Source organism: Nocardioides sp. WG-D5 (assembly GCF_054031175.1).
Map to the genome: position 1 here is coordinate 4,011,730 of NZ_CM132928.1, position 16,391 is coordinate 4,028,120.

19 protein-coding genes and 1 tRNA gene are annotated in these 16,391 nt (G+C 68.7%); 10 read left to right on the top strand and 10 right to left on the bottom strand.

Annotation, left to right across the window (positions count from 1 at the left end; translation table 11 throughout):
- The first annotated feature begins 51 nt into the window (after nt 1-51).
- Nucleotides 52-657: a GtrA family protein gene (locus ACWZJV_RS19440; protein ID WP_008363360.1), complete on the top strand. Its 606-nt coding sequence runs from the start codon at nt 52-54 to the stop codon at nt 655-657.
- On the opposite strand, the gene ACWZJV_RS19445 is transcribed toward ACWZJV_RS19440, so the two are convergent.
- Nucleotides 614-1,213, bottom strand: coding sequence for a Maf family protein (locus ACWZJV_RS19445; protein ID WP_008363361.1), 600 nt, complete (start codon nt 1,211-1,213; stop codon nt 614-616). The two genes, ACWZJV_RS19440 and ACWZJV_RS19445, sit on opposite strands and share 44 nt — an antisense overlap.
- Before the next feature lie 92 nt (nt 1,214-1,305).
- Here ACWZJV_RS19445 and ACWZJV_RS19450 point away from each other — a divergent pair, with 92 nt between their 5' ends.
- The 3 genes from ACWZJV_RS19450 to ACWZJV_RS19460 all read left to right on the top strand — a co-directional run bounded on the left by ACWZJV_RS19450 (nt 1,306) and on the right by ACWZJV_RS19460 (nt 2,390).
- Complete coding sequence (locus ACWZJV_RS19450) at nt 1,306-1,740, top strand: DUF805 domain-containing protein (RefSeq protein ID WP_196875427.1); 435 nt, start codon at nt 1,306-1,308, stop codon at nt 1,738-1,740.
- Nucleotides 1,741-1,790: 50 nt separating this feature from the next.
- A tRNA-Leu gene (locus tag ACWZJV_RS19455) sits at nt 1,791-1,872 on the top strand.
- Nucleotides 1,873-1,982: 110 nt separating this feature from the next.
- A complete protein-coding gene (locus ACWZJV_RS19460; RefSeq protein ID WP_457177971.1) occupies nt 1,983-2,390 on the top strand; it encodes a hypothetical protein in 408 nt (135 codons plus the stop codon).
- A 2-nt stretch (nt 2,391-2,392) separates the two neighbouring features.
- Here the strand turns inward: ACWZJV_RS19460 and bcp are convergent, their stop codons facing one another.
- Nucleotides 2,393-2,863, bottom strand: coding sequence for a thioredoxin-dependent thiol peroxidase (gene bcp / locus ACWZJV_RS19465; protein ID WP_196875425.1), 471 nt, complete (start codon nt 2,861-2,863; stop codon nt 2,393-2,395).
- Nucleotides 2,864-2,944: 81 nt separating this feature from the next.
- Here bcp and ACWZJV_RS19470 point away from each other — a divergent pair, with 81 nt between their 5' ends.
- Together ACWZJV_RS19470 and ACWZJV_RS19475 are read left to right on the top strand one after the other, a co-directional pair.
- Entirely contained in the window at nt 2,945-3,202 is a 258-nt protein-coding gene (locus ACWZJV_RS19470) for a DUF3618 domain-containing protein (RefSeq protein ID WP_008363370.1), read from the top strand.
- A gap of 32 nt (nt 3,203-3,234) precedes the next feature.
- The gene (locus ACWZJV_RS19475; protein WP_008363372.1) at nt 3,235-3,561 is read left to right on the top strand and encodes a GroES family chaperonin; all 327 of its coding nucleotides are present in this window, start codon (nt 3,235-3,237) and stop codon (nt 3,559-3,561) included.
- On the opposite strand, the gene ACWZJV_RS19480 is transcribed toward ACWZJV_RS19475, so the two are convergent.
- The 4 genes from ACWZJV_RS19480 to ACWZJV_RS19495 all read right to left on the bottom strand — a co-directional run bounded on the left by ACWZJV_RS19480 (nt 3,558) and on the right by ACWZJV_RS19495 (nt 7,800).
- Nucleotides 3,558-4,163, bottom strand: a complete 606-nt coding sequence (locus ACWZJV_RS19480; protein WP_457177974.1) for a class F sortase — start codon at nt 4,161-4,163, stop codon at nt 3,558-3,560. The two genes, ACWZJV_RS19475 and ACWZJV_RS19480, sit on opposite strands and share 4 nt — an antisense overlap.
- Nucleotides 4,156-5,343 carry a hypothetical protein gene (locus ACWZJV_RS19485; protein WP_457177976.1) on the bottom strand — a complete coding sequence of 396 codons (1,188 nt, stop codon included), beginning with the start codon at nt 5,341-5,343 and terminating at the stop codon, nt 4,156-4,158. Before ACWZJV_RS19485 ends, ACWZJV_RS19480 begins: the two co-directional genes overlap by 8 nt.
- A gap of 150 nt (nt 5,344-5,493) precedes the next feature.
- Nucleotides 5,494-6,357, bottom strand: coding sequence for a GmrSD restriction endonuclease domain-containing protein (locus tag ACWZJV_RS19490; protein ID WP_457177978.1), 864 nt, complete (start codon nt 6,355-6,357; stop codon nt 5,494-5,496).
- A gap of 171 nt (nt 6,358-6,528) precedes the next feature.
- Nucleotides 6,529-7,800, bottom strand: coding sequence for a hypothetical protein (locus ACWZJV_RS19495; protein ID WP_457177979.1), 1,272 nt, complete (start codon nt 7,798-7,800; stop codon nt 6,529-6,531).
- Nucleotides 7,801-8,289: 489 nt separating this feature from the next.
- On the opposite strand from ACWZJV_RS19495, the gene ACWZJV_RS19500 reads away from it, so the two are divergent.
- Both ACWZJV_RS19500 and ACWZJV_RS19505 read left to right on the top strand, forming a co-directional pair.
- Complete coding sequence (locus tag ACWZJV_RS19500; RefSeq protein ID WP_457177980.1) at nt 8,290-8,961, top strand: biliverdin-producing heme oxygenase; 672 nt, start codon at nt 8,290-8,292, stop codon at nt 8,959-8,961.
- A 16-nt stretch (nt 8,962-8,977) separates the two neighbouring features.
- Nucleotides 8,978-9,541 carry a TetR/AcrR family transcriptional regulator gene (locus tag ACWZJV_RS19505; protein ID WP_457177982.1) on the top strand — a complete coding sequence of 188 codons (564 nt, stop codon included), beginning with the start codon at nt 8,978-8,980 and terminating at the stop codon, nt 9,539-9,541.
- Between the two features lie 28 nt (nt 9,542-9,569).
- Here ACWZJV_RS19505 and ACWZJV_RS19510 read toward each other — a convergent pair whose 3' ends face one another.
- Nucleotides 9,570-11,045, bottom strand: coding sequence for a multicopper oxidase family protein (locus tag ACWZJV_RS19510; RefSeq protein ID WP_457177984.1), 1,476 nt, complete (start codon nt 11,043-11,045; stop codon nt 9,570-9,572).
- Nucleotides 11,046-11,197: 152 nt separating this feature from the next.
- Here ACWZJV_RS19510 and ACWZJV_RS19515 point away from each other — a divergent pair, with 152 nt between their 5' ends.
- A complete protein-coding gene (locus ACWZJV_RS19515; protein ID WP_457177985.1) occupies nt 11,198-13,582 on the top strand; it encodes a heavy metal translocating P-type ATPase in 2,385 nt (794 codons plus the stop codon).
- A gap of 5 nt (nt 13,583-13,587) precedes the next feature.
- On the opposite strand, the gene ACWZJV_RS19520 is transcribed toward ACWZJV_RS19515, so the two are convergent.
- The 3 genes from ACWZJV_RS19520 to ACWZJV_RS19530 form a co-directional block, all read right to left on the bottom strand.
- Complete coding sequence (locus ACWZJV_RS19520; protein ID WP_457177987.1) at nt 13,588-14,439, bottom strand: F510_1955 family glycosylhydrolase; 852 nt, start codon at nt 14,437-14,439, stop codon at nt 13,588-13,590.
- A gap of 69 nt (nt 14,440-14,508) precedes the next feature.
- The gene (locus tag ACWZJV_RS19525; RefSeq protein WP_457177989.1) at nt 14,509-15,072 is read right to left on the bottom strand and encodes a DUF305 domain-containing protein; all 564 of its coding nucleotides are present in this window, start codon (nt 15,070-15,072) and stop codon (nt 14,509-14,511) included.
- Nucleotides 15,073-15,155: 83 nt separating this feature from the next.
- Entirely contained in the window at nt 15,156-15,596 is a 441-nt protein-coding gene (locus ACWZJV_RS19530; protein WP_457177991.1) for a DUF6153 family protein, read from the bottom strand.
- Between the two features lie 56 nt (nt 15,597-15,652).
- On the opposite strand from ACWZJV_RS19530, the gene ACWZJV_RS19535 reads away from it, so the two are divergent.
- Nucleotides 15,653-16,285, top strand: a complete 633-nt coding sequence (locus ACWZJV_RS19535) for a hypothetical protein (RefSeq protein ID WP_008363398.1) — start codon at nt 15,653-15,655, stop codon at nt 16,283-16,285.
- Nucleotides 16,286-16,391: the final 106 nt, after the last annotated feature.

Consider the following 16,391-nt stretch of genomic DNA (forward strand, 5'->3'; position numbering starts at 1 on the left):
CGCGGCAAGTAATCAAGAGCCATCTCACCAATGACCGTTTACTGTGGCTCCATGGTGTTCGGGGGACAGCTGCTGGGACGGCTGCGTCGCACCCGCCTCTTCGGTGAGGTGGTCCGCTTCATGATGGTCGGCGGAATCGCGACGGCAGTCGCCTTCGTGCTGTTCAACGGACTGGTCCACGGCTTCTTCATGGGCGCCGGTCCGATGAACGGGCAGCCGATCCCGGCCTACATCATCGCCAACACGGTCGGCATGCTGATCAGCTACGACCTGAGCCGTCGCTGGACCTTCCGTCACCGGGTCTCGGACCATCCCGACGGCGGCTTCACGGCCTACGTCGTGATCAACGCGGTGACGATGCTGCTGCCGGTGGCGTGTCTCTACCTGACCCGCAGCGTGTTCGGCTGGGACAGCGCGATCGCCGACAACCTCTCGGCCAACGTGGTCGGGGTGCTGCTGGGTCAGATCGCCCGGTTCTTCCTGTTCCGGAGGTTCGTCTTCGGCCGCCCGATCCGCTACACGCAGGTCTACGGCAGCGTCGAGGAGGAGGCGGCCGCGCTCAGCGCCGCCGACGGTCGGACCTTCGCGGTGGCCCCGGACCGTCGCGAGCGGGTCACCGGTTCCACAGATCAGGCCACGCATGACCGAGCCGGCTGAGCAGGTCGCGTAGCAGCGGCAGGCTCAGGCCGACCACGTTGTGGTGGTCGCCCTCGATCCCGGTCACGAACGCACCACCGAGCCCGTCGATCGTGAACGCGCCGGCGACGTGAAGGGGCTCACCGGTCGCGACGTACGCCGCGATCTCCTCGTCGCTGACGTCGGCGAAGTGCACCGTCGTGGCCGCGGTCTGCGAGACCTGCCGGCCGGTCGCGGTGTCGACCAGCGCGTGCCCGGAGACGAGTACGCCGCTGCGCCCCCGCATCTCCCGCCAGCGCTGGGTCGCCTCCTCCGGATCGTGCGGCTTGCCGAGTGCCTTGCCGTCGAGCTCGAGGACGCTGTCGCAGCCGAGCACGAGGGCGCCCTCGGGGACGTCCGGGCGACCGGCGACCGCGTCGCGCTTGAGCTCGGCGAGCCCCAGGGCGAGCTCGGTCGGCGCGAGGCCGTCGAGGACGCTCTCGTCGACGCCGGAGACGATCACCACAGGCTCGACACCTGCGCTGCGCAGCGTCTGCAGCCGGGCGGGGGACTTGGAGGCGAGGACCAGCGTGGTCATGGCTCCACCCTAGGGGTAAGGGTCCTTTACCTCGGTGTCCGTCCCGACTAGGTTTCGCACATCCAACCCATCTCAACGAGGAGAAATCCGACGTGACGGATTACCCGCCGCCCCCGCCCCCGCAGCAGCCGTACGGCGCTGGCCCCGTGGGGGAAGTTTCACTGAGCCAGCCGCTCCGCGGCGCGTCGCCCCGCGACGCCATCGTGCGCTTCTTCAAGAAGTATGCCTCCTTCGAGGGCCGCGCCAGCCGGTCCGAGTTCTGGTGGGCGATCCTGTTCACCTTTGTCGTGAACATGGCGATCAACCTGATCCTCGGCGCCGACTCGACCGCCGGCACCATCGTCGGGTCGCTCTTCGCGCTCGCCATCCTGGTCCCGCAGCTCTCCGTCGGCGCCCGCCGCCTGCACGACACCGGCCGCTCCGGCTGGTGGCAGCTGCTCTACCTGACCTGCGTCGGCGTCATCGTGCTGATCGTCTTCTGGGCGCTCCCGGAGAATGCCGAGGGCGACAAGTACAACGTCGCCTGACCGGCGGCTAACCACGAGCGGCGATCAGTCTCTAGACTGATCGCCGCTCGGCCGAAGTGGTGGAATTGGCAGACACGCAGCACTTAGGATGCTGTGCCCCAGGGCGTGCGGGTTCAAGTCCCGCCTTCGGCACACAGAGTCCGGGTACGGCCCGGGGCAGACCAGGGGCGATCCCCATGGACAACGGGTACCTGACCCTCAAGGATGGAAGAACAACACCCCATCCAGAGAGGGATGAAGTCATGTCGTTCAAGGACAGCGCGTCCAACTGGCGCGATGGCGTCCAGAAGGGCGTCGAAGGCGCCAAGCCCGCAGTTGAGGACGCCAAGGTGAAGTCGGCGCCTCACCTTGTCACCGGCGGCGAGAAGACCATCGAGAAGGCCGGCGAGTTCAAGGCGCAGATCGAGGCCAAGCGGGCCGAGATGGCGTCGGCTCCCGACGCCGACTCGCCGCGCAACCAGGCGATCTCCGGCCTGCTCCAGGTCGGCGCGGCCGCCACCGAGGTCGCCGCCCACGCGGGCGAGTGGTTGAAGGAGACCGGTGCCAAGTGGAGCGCCGGCACCGGCCCCGTGGTCGTCGATCCTCCCAAGGAGATCCCGGGGGACGTACCTCCTCCGCCGGACTTCCAGAAGCCCGACGACCAGCAGTAGGCCTACCCCACCAGGTTGAGGTCGCGGCGGAGCTTGGCGACGTGACCGGTCGCCTTGACGTTGTACTGCGCGACCTCGATCTTGCCCTCCTCGTCGACCACGAACGTCGAGCGGATCACGCCCTCGACGACCTTGCCGTAGAGCTTCTTCTCGCCGTAGGCGTCGTACGCCTTGTGCACCGAGAGGTCCTCGTCGGAGGCCAGGGTGATGGTGAGCCCGTCACGCTCGCGGAACTTCGCGAGCTTGGCGGGCTTGTCCTTCGAGATGCCGACGACCTCGTAACCGGCGGCCTTCAACGAGTCGATCGAGTCGGTGAAGTCGCAGGCCTGCTTGGTGCAGCCGGGGGTCATCGCGGCGGGGTAGAAGTAGACGATCACCTTGCGGCCGCGGAGGCTGCTGAGCGAGACCTCCGCTCCGGTGTCGTCGGGAAGAGTGAAGTCGGGGGCAACATCGCCCGGCTCGAGACGCGTCATGTCGACAACCTACCCAAGAGATCGAGCGAACCGCAGCGGTGGAGCACGCAGTGGACGTACGCCGGTTGCTAAGGTCTGGGCATGTCCAAGGACCAGACTTCCTCGCTCGAGTCCGAGATCGAAGAGATCCGCGAGCGGCTCGCGGGCACCATCGACGAGCTGATCTACCGGGGCAGCCCGAAGACGATCGTTCAGCGCCAGGTGGCGGCCGTGAAGGCGGTCTACGTCGACCCGGTCTCCGGCGAGCCGAGGATGGGCAACATCGCCAAGACCGTGGGCGGAGTGGTGGGCACCGTCCTGCTCATGGCGACGCTGCGTAAGATCACCAAGGTCAACTGACCCATCCCCCCACCGGCAAGGCAAGACGGAACGTGACCGACAAGACCCCTATCAAGATGCTCCACGACCGGGTGCTGGTCGAGGTCGGGTCCGACGCCGGGGAGCGTCGCTCCTCGGGCGGCATCGTCATCCCGGCCACGGCCGCCATGGGCGCGGCCCGGCGGCTCACCTGGTCACGCGTGGTCGCGGTCGGCCCGCACGCGCGGGCCGTCGAGATCGGTGACCGGGTCCTCTTCGACGCCGACGACAAGCCCGAGGTCGAGGTCGCCGGCGAGGTCTACGTCCTGATGCGCGAGCGTGACGTGCACGCCGTTGCTGCCGAGCGGATCGCCGACGAGTCGACGGGCCTCTACCTCTAGCTCTTCCTCTGCGCCTTGGGCAATGCGTTGAACCGGTGCGCCATCACGACGATGTTGCTGTCGTAGGACGAGCCGTTCCAGTCGGTGCAGGTGATGATCACCAGCCGGCCGTCGCCGTGGTCCTGGCCGAAGATCCGCTGGGCCTGCTCGGCGAGCTCCTTGCGGCTGAGCACCTCGACGGAGTCGACCTGGTGCTGGAAGGTCCCGTCCTTGGTGACGATGTCGACCTCCTGCCCCTCCTCGATGTGGTCGAGCTTGTTGAGGCTGCCGCCACCGGTGTGCACGGTGTGGCCGGTGACCACCGTCTGACCCTGTGCCGAGCCGGGCTTGGCGCTGCCGACCCACCAGCCGATCTCGCGCGGGTTGCGCGGCGGGTCGAGCACCTCGCCGTCGAGACGGATCGGGACGACCTTGGCCTTCGTGTTCAGCCCGGGCAGCTCGAGGCGCTGCGGGGCGCCGGGTGGCACCTCCACCGCGGCGCTGCCGCTGGGCCACACCAGTCCGGCCAGCACCATCGCCACGGCGAGTACGACCAGCGAGGTCCACAGGCTGCTCGTCGCCGCGGCAAGCCGCGGCGACGAGTCGGTGTGAGTCTCAGCCACGCCGCAACATGCGGACGTACGTCGCCACGCCGGCGCCCGCGGCCGCGAGGAGCAGCAGGGTGACGAGGGCGATACGACCGGCGCTGCCGTCGTCGTAGCTCTCCATCCCGGCGGTCACGACGGTCGGGACCGAAGCCGGCGGGTTGTCCGCCTTCGGCGGGTTCTTGACCGTCTTGGCGATCGGGCTGTTCGGGCCGCAGCTGCTGGTGCCGATGGTCAGGTGGGCCAGGCTGCCATCGACGAACTCCTGGGCGGCCGGGAGGACCTTCGCGTCGAGCGCGGTCACCGTGATCGCGCCCGGCGAGGTGGTCTGGGCGTTGAGGGTGATGTCGAGGACGTTCTCCTCCAGCGGCGCGAGCTGCGACTCGATCTGGCCGAGGGCCGTGTCGAGCACCTGCGTCTGAAGCTGGTCGAGCCCACCGTTGGCCGGTGCCAGGGCGCCGTTCAGGGCCTTGGTGAACTGGGTGCGCAAGGCATCCAGAATCGCGTCGGTCACCCCGGTCAGGTCGGTGACGACCTTCTGGTTGACGTCGGGGTCGACCGGAAGGTCGACCAGGGTGACGTCGCCGACCGTCGGGACGGTGATGTAGGCCCGGCTGTTCGCCAGGCTGCTGTCGCCGGAGGCCTTGTCCTTGTCGGCGGTGCAGCTGCTCTGCACGGCGCCGAGGTCGAGGTGCAGCCCGGGGTCACCCATCGCCGCGAGGAGATCCTTGAGCGCCTTCGACAGCGGGTCGGTGACCGCGGTCTGGCTCAGTCCCGCCTCCTTCAGCGCGCTGATCAGCTGCTGGTCGACGCCCTGGAACAGACCGGACGAGACGAGCTCGACGTCGGCGAAGTCGAGGCTGGCCGCGTCGAGCGAGATGTTGTCGCCGCCGCTGAGGCAGTCGCCGGATCCCACGGCGACCACGGTCGCGCCGTCTCCGGCCAGGCCCGAGCAGGCTGCCGAGGTGGCGTCCTTGGTGGCAACAGCGTCCTGGGCCAGCGTGCCGGCGTGGATCGCCTTCTGTCCGCCGAGCGCGGTGATGAGCGGCTCGTTGGTGCCTTCGGCGGACTCGGTGGAGCCGTTGTTGGTGACGGCATAGGTGCCGGTGTCCCTCGCCCCGGTGCCGGCGAGCTCCAGGCTCAGCGCGGTTGCGGACGCCTGCGACACCGTCGCGGCGCTCGCGGGTGCGGCTGACAAGGCAACCATGGCAGCTGCGGCCGCGACTGCGGCTCCTCGCGCGATGAGTGTTGTGCGCACGTACTTCTCCCCTCCCTTTGACCTTCGTCACACTCAACGGGGTGGGACAACCGGGGTTACGGGCGAGTAGCCCGCTTCTGCAGGGCGGAATCAGCTGTCGCAGACGGTGCCATCGCCGTCGCCGTCGCGATACCACTCGTACTCGGTGTCGCGTCCCTTCCGGTAGGGCCCGTAGCCCTTCGCGGCCGCCTTGGCGCAGGTGTCGAAGCGGGGGTCCTCGCCGGTGCCGCCTGCGGGCACCTCGCCCTCGCCGGGGTCGCCCTCGGGCTGCTCGGCCCGGGCGAGACGTACGGTGATCACGGGGTTGTCGCAGCCTGCCGCGATCCGCTTCAGCGTGGCCTTCTCCGCACGGTCCACGAAGAGGCTCCAGCGGATCTTCACGGCGACCCAGTCGGCGACGTACGTGCAGTGGTAGCTCGTGGCGTCGGGCATCCAGTCGGCCGGGTCCTGGTCGCCCTTGCTGCGGTTGGTCGCGGCGGTGACGGCGATGAGGGCGCGCGGGTCGCCGAGGTCGTTGGCGTACGCCTCCCGCTGCTCGTCGCTCCACGCGTCGGCGCCGGACTCCCAGCTCTCCTTGAGCGGGACCATGTGGTCGATGTCGAGGCCGCCGGGGCGTTTGAGGGTGACGCCGTCGTACGTGGAGAGCCAGGTGCCCCGGCTCACCTCGCACCTGCCGCGTACTTTCTTCCTCGACTCCTCGAGGAGCACCTCGTTGCGGGCGTCCTGACAGTCGCCGTCGGCGTCGACCCAGTGGTTGAACTTCTCCCGCTCGTAGCCGGAGGTGACCTCCTTGGCGACCGGGAGCTTCGCGATGGCCTCGGTCAGAGGGAGGCTGACCTCCTCACCGCTCTCGGCGCCGTATCCGGCTTGGACCGCGGTGTCGGGCGGGGAGATCTCGGCACAACCGGCGCAGAGGAGTACGACGGCGAGCACGGTCGCCAACGGGCGCAGCATGGGGGGACTCCAGAGAGTTGGGGAAGAGCTCTGGGGAGCATCGGGGGCGGCGCAACTTTGTCGGATCCTGCAGCGGTCGGCACGCAGGCGCGCCGCCCGGTCGCTCACCCCAAGAAGAATCCCGGGCCAAGGCTGGAAGCCTTGGCCCGGGACGGGGTGCTGATCAGTGGATCAGGCGTGTGCGCGGCGCAGCAGGAACCACCGGGTGGCGGCAGCGGCGGCGACGAGCAGCACGAGCGCACCGGCGGCGAACCCGCCCTTGGCGGCCGGTGACGAGAGCAGGTTGAGCTCGGCGTTGGCCGGGGCGTTGTCGGGCTTGGCCTGAACGCTGGTGTCCGGGTCGGACTTGTCGCCGGAGACGACGACGTCGACGTTCTTCTTGTCGCCGGTGGCCGCAGCCTTCTCCTCGGCGGCGGTGAGGCCGTTGGTGCCGCAGGTGCTGGTGCCGATGGCGACCTTGGCGGCGGTCGGGACGCCGACCTTCTTCACGGCGTCGAGCACCTTGATGTCCAGGGCGGACACCTCGAGCGACTTGGCGGTCCCGGCCTGCTTGTTCAGAGTCTGCTTGTTCAGGGTGAGCTTCACCAGGTCGGTCTCGAGACCCTTGAGCAGCACGGCGAGCTGCTCCTTGATGTGCTCGATCAGGTCGACGCGGATGGAGATGTCCAGGCCGCCCGCGGCCTGGCTCTTCAGGCCCGACTGCAGCAGCGTGTCGACGCGGCCGAGAACGGCGTCGGTCACCGGGGAGAGGTCCGGGACGACCGTCGTGTTCTTCTTCGGGTTCGCCGGGAGGTCGGCGACCTTGATGTCACCCTTGCCGGGGATGTTGACGGTGACGGCGGCGTTCTTGAGCTGGGTGTCGCCCTTGAATGTGCTGCCCTTCGCCACGCAGGTGCTCTCCGCGGCGTCGAGGTCGACGCCGACCGAGAGGCCACCGACCTTGGTGAGCACGCCGGAGACGACGTTCTGCACCAGGTCGTTGACCGGGCCGAGCTTGACGTGGAAGTCCTTGCTCTCGTCGTTGAGCACGTAGTCGGTGGTCGCGCCCAGCTTCTGCAGGTCGAGCTCGGCCAGGTTCACCGTGACGGCCTCGCCCGGCTTGACGCAGCTGGAGCCGTCGCCGATGGAGACCAGGGTCGCGCCCTTGCCGGCCAGGGCCGAGCAGGCGCCGGAGTAGACGGTGCCGTTGCGGAGTGCGGCGGCAGCGTCCTGGGCGAACACGCCGACGGAGAGCAGCTGCTGCTCGCCCTCGAGGAGGGGAAGGGCCGGCTTGTTGGTGCCGGAGTTGACGGTCTTCTTGCCGTTGTAGGTGGCGGTGTAGCGGCCGGTGTCCGCCTTGACCTTGTCAGACACGTTGACGGTCAGCGCGACCGACGACGCCTTGGCCTGGGGCTTCTCCGCCGACGCAGTCGCCGGGGCCGCGGTCACGGAAAGACCGATCATCGCGGTCGCCGCAACAAGGGCGGCTCCGCGGACCGAGAGTGGGGAGCGCAAGTGACTTCTCCAATGGTGTTGATAACTGTCGATGACAGGGCACGACGAGTAGAAGTCAGCCTCTGCAGCCCCCCGGTTGCTGTGACTCGCCGTGACGAAGCGGGGAGTCTAGCCACGTCGATTCGCCGTCGCCCAGCGCTCAATCCAGACCCGAGGTCACAGAATTTCCCCGTAACTTCGCTGGTAACACGTCGTGCTCGGGGCCGATTCCGAGGCAGAAATGACCAATGTCCCGGAAGTCGCCTTCGATATGGATCGGCCGTATGGATCTTGTGCCCGGGCTGTTCTTTTCCGTCCGGATTGTAAAAACTCGTTCTCAATCACGATCGAGTGCTACTTAGGGTAACCTAACCAAGGCCTTGATGACTTTCTGACAGTGTGTCAATATCTTTGTTCGGAACGCCGCCCGCCCGACGCCCCGACCTCTCTGGAGCACACATGTCTGCCCTCCTTGTCGACGAGACCTCCGGAGCTCCGCTCTCCGCGCTGATGCGCGAGGGCTCCCGGGTCCAGCACACCGCTGCCGAGACGTCCTCCTTCATGGGGGAGCTGTTGGCCGGACGGGTCAACAAGCAGGGGTACGCCGACTACCTGCTGCGCCTGCGCAAGGTCTACGTCGCGCTCGAGTCGGTGGGTCGTGACCTGGCCGCCACCGACCCCATCGCCGCGGCCGTCCACGACCTCGCGCTGGAGCGCCTGGCCGCGATCGACGCCGACCTGGCCGTGTGGGCGCCGGGTGTCGAGCGCGACGGCGTGGAGTCGGCGGCTGCCGATGCGTACGCCGACCGGATCGAGGCCACCCGGGCCTGGGGTGGTCTCTACGCGGCCCACCACTACACCCGCTACCTCGGCGACCTCTCCGGTGGCCAGGCGATCGGCCGGCTGCTCGACCGGTTCTTCGAGCTCGACGGCGAAGGGGTGGCGTTCTACGAGTTCGCCGAGATCCCGAAGCCGAAGCCCTACAAGGACGGCTACCGCGCCCGCCTCGACGCCCTGGACCTCGACCCGGCGGAGAAGATGCGCATCGTCGAGGAGGTCCAGGTCGCCTTCGGTCTCAACCAGGCGCTCTTCGAGGAGCTCGGCGCTCGCCTCGACACCTATCGCACGTGAACTAGGGTTCGTTCTCGTGCCCCGTATCGCCGCCGAGAACGTCGCCGAGCACCGCAGGCTGGTGCGCGAGCGGATCTTCGCGGCGTTCGCGGAGCTGATGGCCGAGGGCAGCTATGACGCCGTCACCATGTCGAAGCTGGCCCAGCGCGCCGACATCGGGCGCACCGCGATCTACCACCACTTCAAGGACCGTGATGCGGTGATGGTCGCGTTCGCGACCCACGAGACCTCGGAGTACGTCGCGTCCCTGCAGGCACAGCTCGCCGCGAGCGAGCATCCGGCGGAGCGGCTGCGGATCTACGTACGCAACCACCTCGCGCTGGGCGAGAAGTTCCACATGGGCTTCGGACCCCAGGTCTACGGCGGGCTCCCGGAGGAGGCCCGCCAGGAGATCCGCGATCACATCGTGGCCGTCGAGCAGGTCCTCGCCGAGATCCTCGAGCAGGGCGCCGACCAGGGCATCTTCGTCGTCACCGACGTCGACGCCACCCTCGCCCTCGTCCACGCCGTCCTCGGCACCCGCAACCTCCCGGCCGAGCGGATCGAGGAGTTCGTCCTCCGCGCCGTGGGCGCCCTGTGACCTCGGCCAGGGCCTCTCGCGAGCCGGGTCATCGCTGGTAGGAGAGCACGGTCATCATGCCGGTCTCGGCGTGGTAGACGTTGTGGCAGTGCAGTGCCCACTGGCCGGGGTTGTCGGCCTGGAGATCGACCTCGAGGCTCTGATGGGGGCGCACGACCACCGTGTCCTTGCGGACGCCGCTCCCGGCCAGCGCGAAGGTGTGCCCGTGCAGATGCATCGGGTGGAACATCATCGAGGTGTTCCGTACGCGGAGCCTGACTCGTTCGCCCTGCGCCACCTCCAGCGGATCGGTGTCGGGGAACGCCGCACCGTTGATCGTCCACCGGTAGGACATCATCCCGCCGCCGAGCACGGCGTCCAGCTTCCTGTCGATGCTCCGCGAACCGAGCCGCACACCGTCCGCCGCTGCCAGATCGGTGCCCAGCAGGACCTGCCGGTCGAGCTCGCGAACAGTTGTCCCCGCCGTTGGCGCGGCGCCTGCGCCGGTGCGCACGAGCGCCAGACCGGCACCGGTCTTGCCCTCAGCCTGCGCGACCAGCGGGAACACCCCGTCCGCGAGATCGACGATCACGTCGTACCGCTCGCCCATGCCGATCAGCAGGGCATCGGTGGCGACCGGTCTCACCGGAAACCCGTCCGAGTGGGTGACCGTGAGCCGATGGTCGCCGAGAGCGACCCGGAAGGCGGTGTCGGAGCCGGCGTTGACGATCCGGATCCGGGCCCGCTGCCCGGGGCGGCCGGTCAAGGTCACCGGCGCCCGAGGGGTGCGTCCGTTGATCAGGTAGAGCGGGTAGTCGACGTCTCCGGCGCTTCCCAGCAGTGCGGACTGCATCGTCCGGCCCATCATCCGGCCGTGCCCCGTGCTCGATGCCAGGCGCTCCAGCACATCGTCGGGTGTCCTTCCGGTGCCGTCGATCCAGTCGTCGAGGACGACGACCCACTCCTGGTCGTAGTCACCCGGCTCAGCGGGGTCGTCGACGATCAGCACGCCGTACAGGCCACGATCGAGCTGGACCCCGGTGTGCGGGTGGAAGAAGTACGTCCCGGGGTCGGGGGTGGTGAACTCGTAGACGAACCTCGATCCGGCGCCGATCGGGTCCTGGGTCAGGCCCGGCACGCCGTCCATGTCGTTGCTCAACGCCAGCCCGTGCCAGTGGATGCTCGTCTCGTCCGGGAGGTCGTTGGTGAGCTCGACCCGCAGCAGGTCACCGGCTCTCGTCCGCAGCTCGGGCCCGGGTAGGGCGTCGTCGTACGTCCAGGTCGACACCGTCCTGCCGCCCAGGTCGACGGATCCGGGTCGAGCGGTGATGCTCCGGGTCACGGCACGCTGCCCCGACGTACGGCGCAACCGCTCGGCAGCCCGAACCTCGTCCGACCGCGGCCCGATGAGCCGGGATGTCGTGGGACTGCTGTCGGTGCAGGAGCTCGTGGCTCCGGCGCCCAGGGTGCCCAGGGAGCCGAGCAGGAGGGTACGGCGCGTGATCGTCGGGTCGTACCGTCCCATGACCCCGTCCTCTCCGCCAGGTTCTCGGTCATCGTCACAAGCGGGACCGGGCAGCAGGAGAGCAATACGGACGTCGTCACAGGTCCCAAGGTCCCCTCGCGCGGAGGACGTTCGAGCCTTGCCGACGTACCCCTAGGGGGTATCCTTTGGGGATGGTCAGAGAAGAAACGGTCGTCTTGGAGGTCTCGGGAGTCCATTGGGCATCGAGCAAGGCGGTGGCCGAGTCCGTTCTCGGGCGGCAGCCGGGCGTCCTCGGCGTGGAGGCCAACCCGGTCGCTCAGACGGCGACCGTCACGTTCGATCCGGAGCGTACCGACGTGACGCAGCTGCGCGACTGGGTCCGCGAGTGCGGCTATCACTGCTCCGGGCAGTCGGTGCCCGGCCACATCTGCGACCCGCTCGCGTCTCCCGGCGACCACGCGGCCCATGGCGACCACGCGGCCCATGCGGACCACGAGCACGCTCCCACGATGTCGCCGCATGAGGCGATGGGGCACGGGGGTCACGAGGGCATGTCGATGGCCGACATGGTCACCGACATGCGCAACCGGTTCCTGGTGGCCCTGGTGCTCTCCATCCCGATCCTGCTCTGGTCGCCGATCGGGCGCGAGGTCCTGGGCTTCGACGCCCCGGCGCCGTTCGGGCTGCGCGACGACATGTTCAGCCTGATCCTGTCGATCCCGGTCGTCTTCTACTCGTCGTGGATCTTCTTCGACGGAGCCTGGCGCGCGCTCAAGGCGCGCACGCTCGACATGATGGTGCTGGTCGCGGTCGCCATCGGTGCCGGCTGGCTCTACTCCCTCGGGGTCACCCTGACCGGCGGTGGCGAGGTCTTCTACGAGGCTGCCACGGTGCTGGCGGCGTTCGTGCTGCTCGGCCACTGGTTCGAGATGCGCGCCCGCGGCGGGGCGAACGACGCCATCCGTACGCTGCTCGACCTCGCCCCGCCCCGGGCGACGGTGATCCGGGACGGTCAATTTGTCGACATGCCGACCTCGGAGGTCAGGGTCGGAGATCTGCTGCTCGTACGTCCCGGCGCGAAGATAGCCACCGACGGCATCGTGGAGGAGGGCGAGTCCGAGGTCGACGAGTCCATGGTGACCGGGGAGAGCCTGCCGATCCACAAGGCGCCCGGCGACGCGGTCACCGGCGCCACCGTCAACGCGAGCGGGACGCTGCGGGTGCGAGCCGCGAAGGTCGGCGCGGACACCGCGCTCGCGCAGATCGTGGCGCTCGTGCAGCAGGCGCAGAACTCCAAGGCCCCCGGCCAGCGGCTGGCCGACCGGGCGGCGTTCTGGCTCGTGCTCGTCGCGCTGATCGGCGGAGCCGCCACCTTCCTGGTCTGGTGGGCCACCGGCGCCGCGGTCACGACAGCGCTCCTGTTCGCGATCACGGTCGTGGTGATCACCTGCCCCGACGCGCTCGGGCTCGCGACGCCGACCGCCATCATGGTCGGCTCCGGACTGGGCGCGAAGCGCGGGATCCTGTTCAAGAACGCCACCGCGATCGAGACCTCGGCACGTATCGACACCGTCGTCATGGACAAGACCGGCACCCTCACCAAGGGGGAGCCGGAGGTGACCGATGTCGTCCTCGGCGACATCGACCGTACGCGGCTGCTGGCGCTGGCCGGTGCCGTCGAGCGCGAGTCCGAGCACCCGCTGGCCCGCGCCGTCGTCCGGTACGTCGACGAGGCCGCTGTCCCGCGGTTGCGGGCGACCGGCTTCCGCAACGTCACGGGTATCGGCGCCGTCGCCGAGGTCGACGGGCACCGGGTCGCGGTCGGCAATCGTCGGCTGCTCGAGTCCGAGGGCATCGACGAGGCAGATCTGGGTCGCCGGCGCGACGAGATCGCCGCCGGTGGGCGCACCGCGATCTTCGTGGCCGTCGACGGCCGCGCGGTCGCCGTGGTCGGCATCGCCGACGCCATCAGGGAGACCTCAACGGCTGCCGTGGCAGCTTTGCACGAGGCCGGCATCCACGTGGTCATGCTCACCGGCGACAACCGGGCCACGGCGGAGCGGATCGCCGCGGAGCTCGGCATCGACACGGTGATCGCCGAGGTGCTGCCGCAGGACAAGGCCGAGCAGGTCGAGAAGCTGCAGGCCGAGGGCCGGGTCGTCGCGATGGTGGGCGACGGAGTGAACGACTCACCCTCGCTCGTCCAGGCCGATGTCGGTATCGCGGTCGGGGCCGGGACCGATGTGGCCATCGAGGCGGCGGACGTCGTCCTCATGCGATCCGACCCGCTCGACGTCCCCGTCGCCCTGCTCATCGGCCGCGGCACCCTGCGCAAGATGCGTCAGAACCTGGGCTGGGCGGTCGGCTACAACGCCGTCGCGCTGCCCATCGCGGCCGGCGTGTTCGTACCGGCGTTCGGGCTGATGCTCCGCCCGGAGATCGCGGCCCTCTCGATGTCGGGTTCGAGCTCCCTGGTCGCGGTCAACGCGCTCCTGCTGCGGCGCCTGCGGTTGCCGGCTCCGGCAACCGCAGGCGAGCCGTCCCGGACGGGTGCAGATTCGCCTATCCGCTCCTAGGAGCTCTACAGCACCCGCTTCCAGCTTTCGCCGTCGTCGCTCGAGCGGTACGCCTCCTCGGCCGTGGCGGCGTACCAGCCCTGCTCGGTGACCGTGAAGGCCGCTGGCCGGCCGCCGATGGAACCGGCCTCCTGCCAGCTCTCGCCCGAGTCGTCGCTGACCCGGACGACGCCGTCCGGACCGATGCCGACGAGGTCGCCGTCGGCCGTGATGTCGACGTACGCGGTGACCGGACCGCCGAGCTCCCGGGCCTGACCGGTGGACGCATCGATGCTGACGAGCTGTCCGTCGCCGGTGGTTGCGTAGAGCTGCTCGGCCTCATCGGTGGCGGCGATGCTGACGAGGTCGCCGGTGAGGATCTCCTCGAACTGCTTCCGGTCCTCGGTGCGGAGCAGGCGGCCGGTGGTGGCGTCGTACGCATAGAGGAGCTCACCTGCCTGCTCGAGGATGTGGAAGTCGGCCTCACCCTGGAGGGCCAGCGGCGTCCAGCTCTCCCCGGCGTCGGTGGACTCGATCAGTCCCAGGTGCGGCGGGAGGTCCTCGGTCAGGTCGGGGTGCCCGCTGCCGAGGAAGTGACCGGGACCGACGACGGTGAAGCCCATGGTGTCCTGCCACCGGTCGGCGACCCGCTCCGCTTCGCCGGCGTCGTCGACGCGGAAGAGACCGAAGTGGGTCGCGACGTAGAGGGTGTCGTCGGCGGGATCGACCCCGAGGCCGTGGATGTGACCCACCTCGGTGGCGTCCTCGGTGTCGCCGTCGGCGGCCGGTCGATCAGACTGCGGATCCGCGCCGCAGGCGGTCGAGAGAAGGGCCGTTGCCGCGACGATGGTCAAGGCAACGGGGGAGGTTCGGTTCATGGGGTTGCTCCGGAAATCGAGGGAGGTGTCGGGCAGGCACCGGGCCTGCCCAACACACGTGGACGACGGTCAGGACTTCAGCAGTTCCTGCATCGTCTGGATCTCCTCGGTCTGAGCGGTCTCGATGTCCTCGGCCAGGGCCTTGGCGTCGGCGAACTCACCGTCGGCCTGCTCGGTCTTGGCCATCTCGATGGCACCCTCGTGGTGCTCGATCATCATCGTGAGGAACATCTGGTCGAACTCGGCGCCGCTCGCGTTCTCCAGCGCGGTCATGTCCTCCTCCGACATCATCCCGCTCATGTCGTCCGACATGTCGCCGTGGTCCATGTCGGACATGCCGCCGTCGGGTACGTCCTCGCCCCACGACTCCAGCCAGCCGGTCATGGTCTCGATCTCGGGATCCTGTGCGGCCTCGATGTCGGCGGCGAGATCCTTGACCTCCTGGCTCTCGGCCCGCGTCTCGGCGGCCTCGGCCATGTCGATGGCCCGCTGGTGGTGCGGGATCATCTGCTGGGCGAACGTGACGTCGGCGTCGTTGTGTCCAGCGGTCGTGTCGCTGTCGTCCTCACCGCCGCAGGCAGCGAGCGTGAGCAGCGCGGCCGCGAGCACGGCGGCCGTCAGGGTCTTGCGCATGAGAGTTACTCCATCTACGTGATCGTGATCTGGGCAGGCGAAAGCCCGAGCCACCCGGGTGGGTGCCTCGTGGCGACGACCTGTCAGCAGCGGATCACGCAGAGTCGGAGCAGATCGGGTGGGTCACGGTCCCGCCCGGAGAAGCCGGCACTCGGCCAGGCGGGCAGCAGGCTGCGGAGGATCCGGATGCCTCGTCGCGCCAGGGTCAGCACGATGCCCACGATCAGTCCGGTGAGGATCGCGAGGCAGAGGCCGAGGAGACCCCCGCCTTCCTCGTCGTCGCCTGGGACCTGGGTCTGATGACCTGCCGAGCTGTCGGCCGCGGTCACCGGGCCGGATGCATGCGGGCCGCCCTGGTCCATCACGACCATGACCCCGGCGCTCTCGGGCGGGGCACCCATCGGATGAGCACCGACGTGCGATCCCCAGCCGTGCATCGACATCAGCCCGAACAGCGCCACCGCGACAGCGGCCAGCGCCAGGCGCGTCCCGCGCCCGGGTGCCGGTGTCCGGAGCCCTTGCATGTTCCTGATCCTAGGCGATTGGCCATGAGGGACGACCAGGCTGCCACACTGTTTCGGTGCCCAAAGACTGGTTCCGCTCTCCCGACTGGTCACTCGCGGCTCAGGCCGACTTCGAGGCGCGCGTCTTGCGTGCGCGGCCCAACAACCGCGCTCAGTACATGCGCATCAAAGGACTTGCGCTGAGCGACGCAGGCGAGATCCGCGGGGCTCGAGAGTTGTGGGAACGGGTTCTCCAGAGCACTGATGAGTTGGCCGTCACCCAGAAGGCGGCAGCCTTGGAGCACCTCGGCGACTCGTACACGGACGACGATCCGGCAACTGCCGAGGCGTACTTTCGCAGGCTGCTAGCCGAACATCCGACGCTCAACGGGACGTCGTGCACGGTCGAGATTGCCCTCGCTGAAGTGTTGATCGAAAAGGGCGACGCAGCCAGTGTGAACGAGGCTCAAGCACTCCTGAACTCTTTCTTCGAACGAGGCACGTCTCAGTTTCCGAATGTGCTCTTCCGCTGGCACCTGGCGCTCATCCGCATAGCCGAGGCATTGGGCGACGATGTGACCGTGCAACATGCAGCACGTACTGCCCTGAGTCTTGTCGAGCGCGGCCCGGTCTTTCCGCGCCACAAGACCGTAGGGGTAGTCCACGCGGACAAGTGGACCCTGACGCGTTTGAAGAAGTTGGCGAGGTAGGTCGTACGCGCGAGCGCCCAACGCGGGGGCTTGGGAAAATGGTCGGAGCGGGCTTTCAGCGTGAGGTCGCACATGCTGCGACTGCAGGGGAGTTGGGACGAGTGGC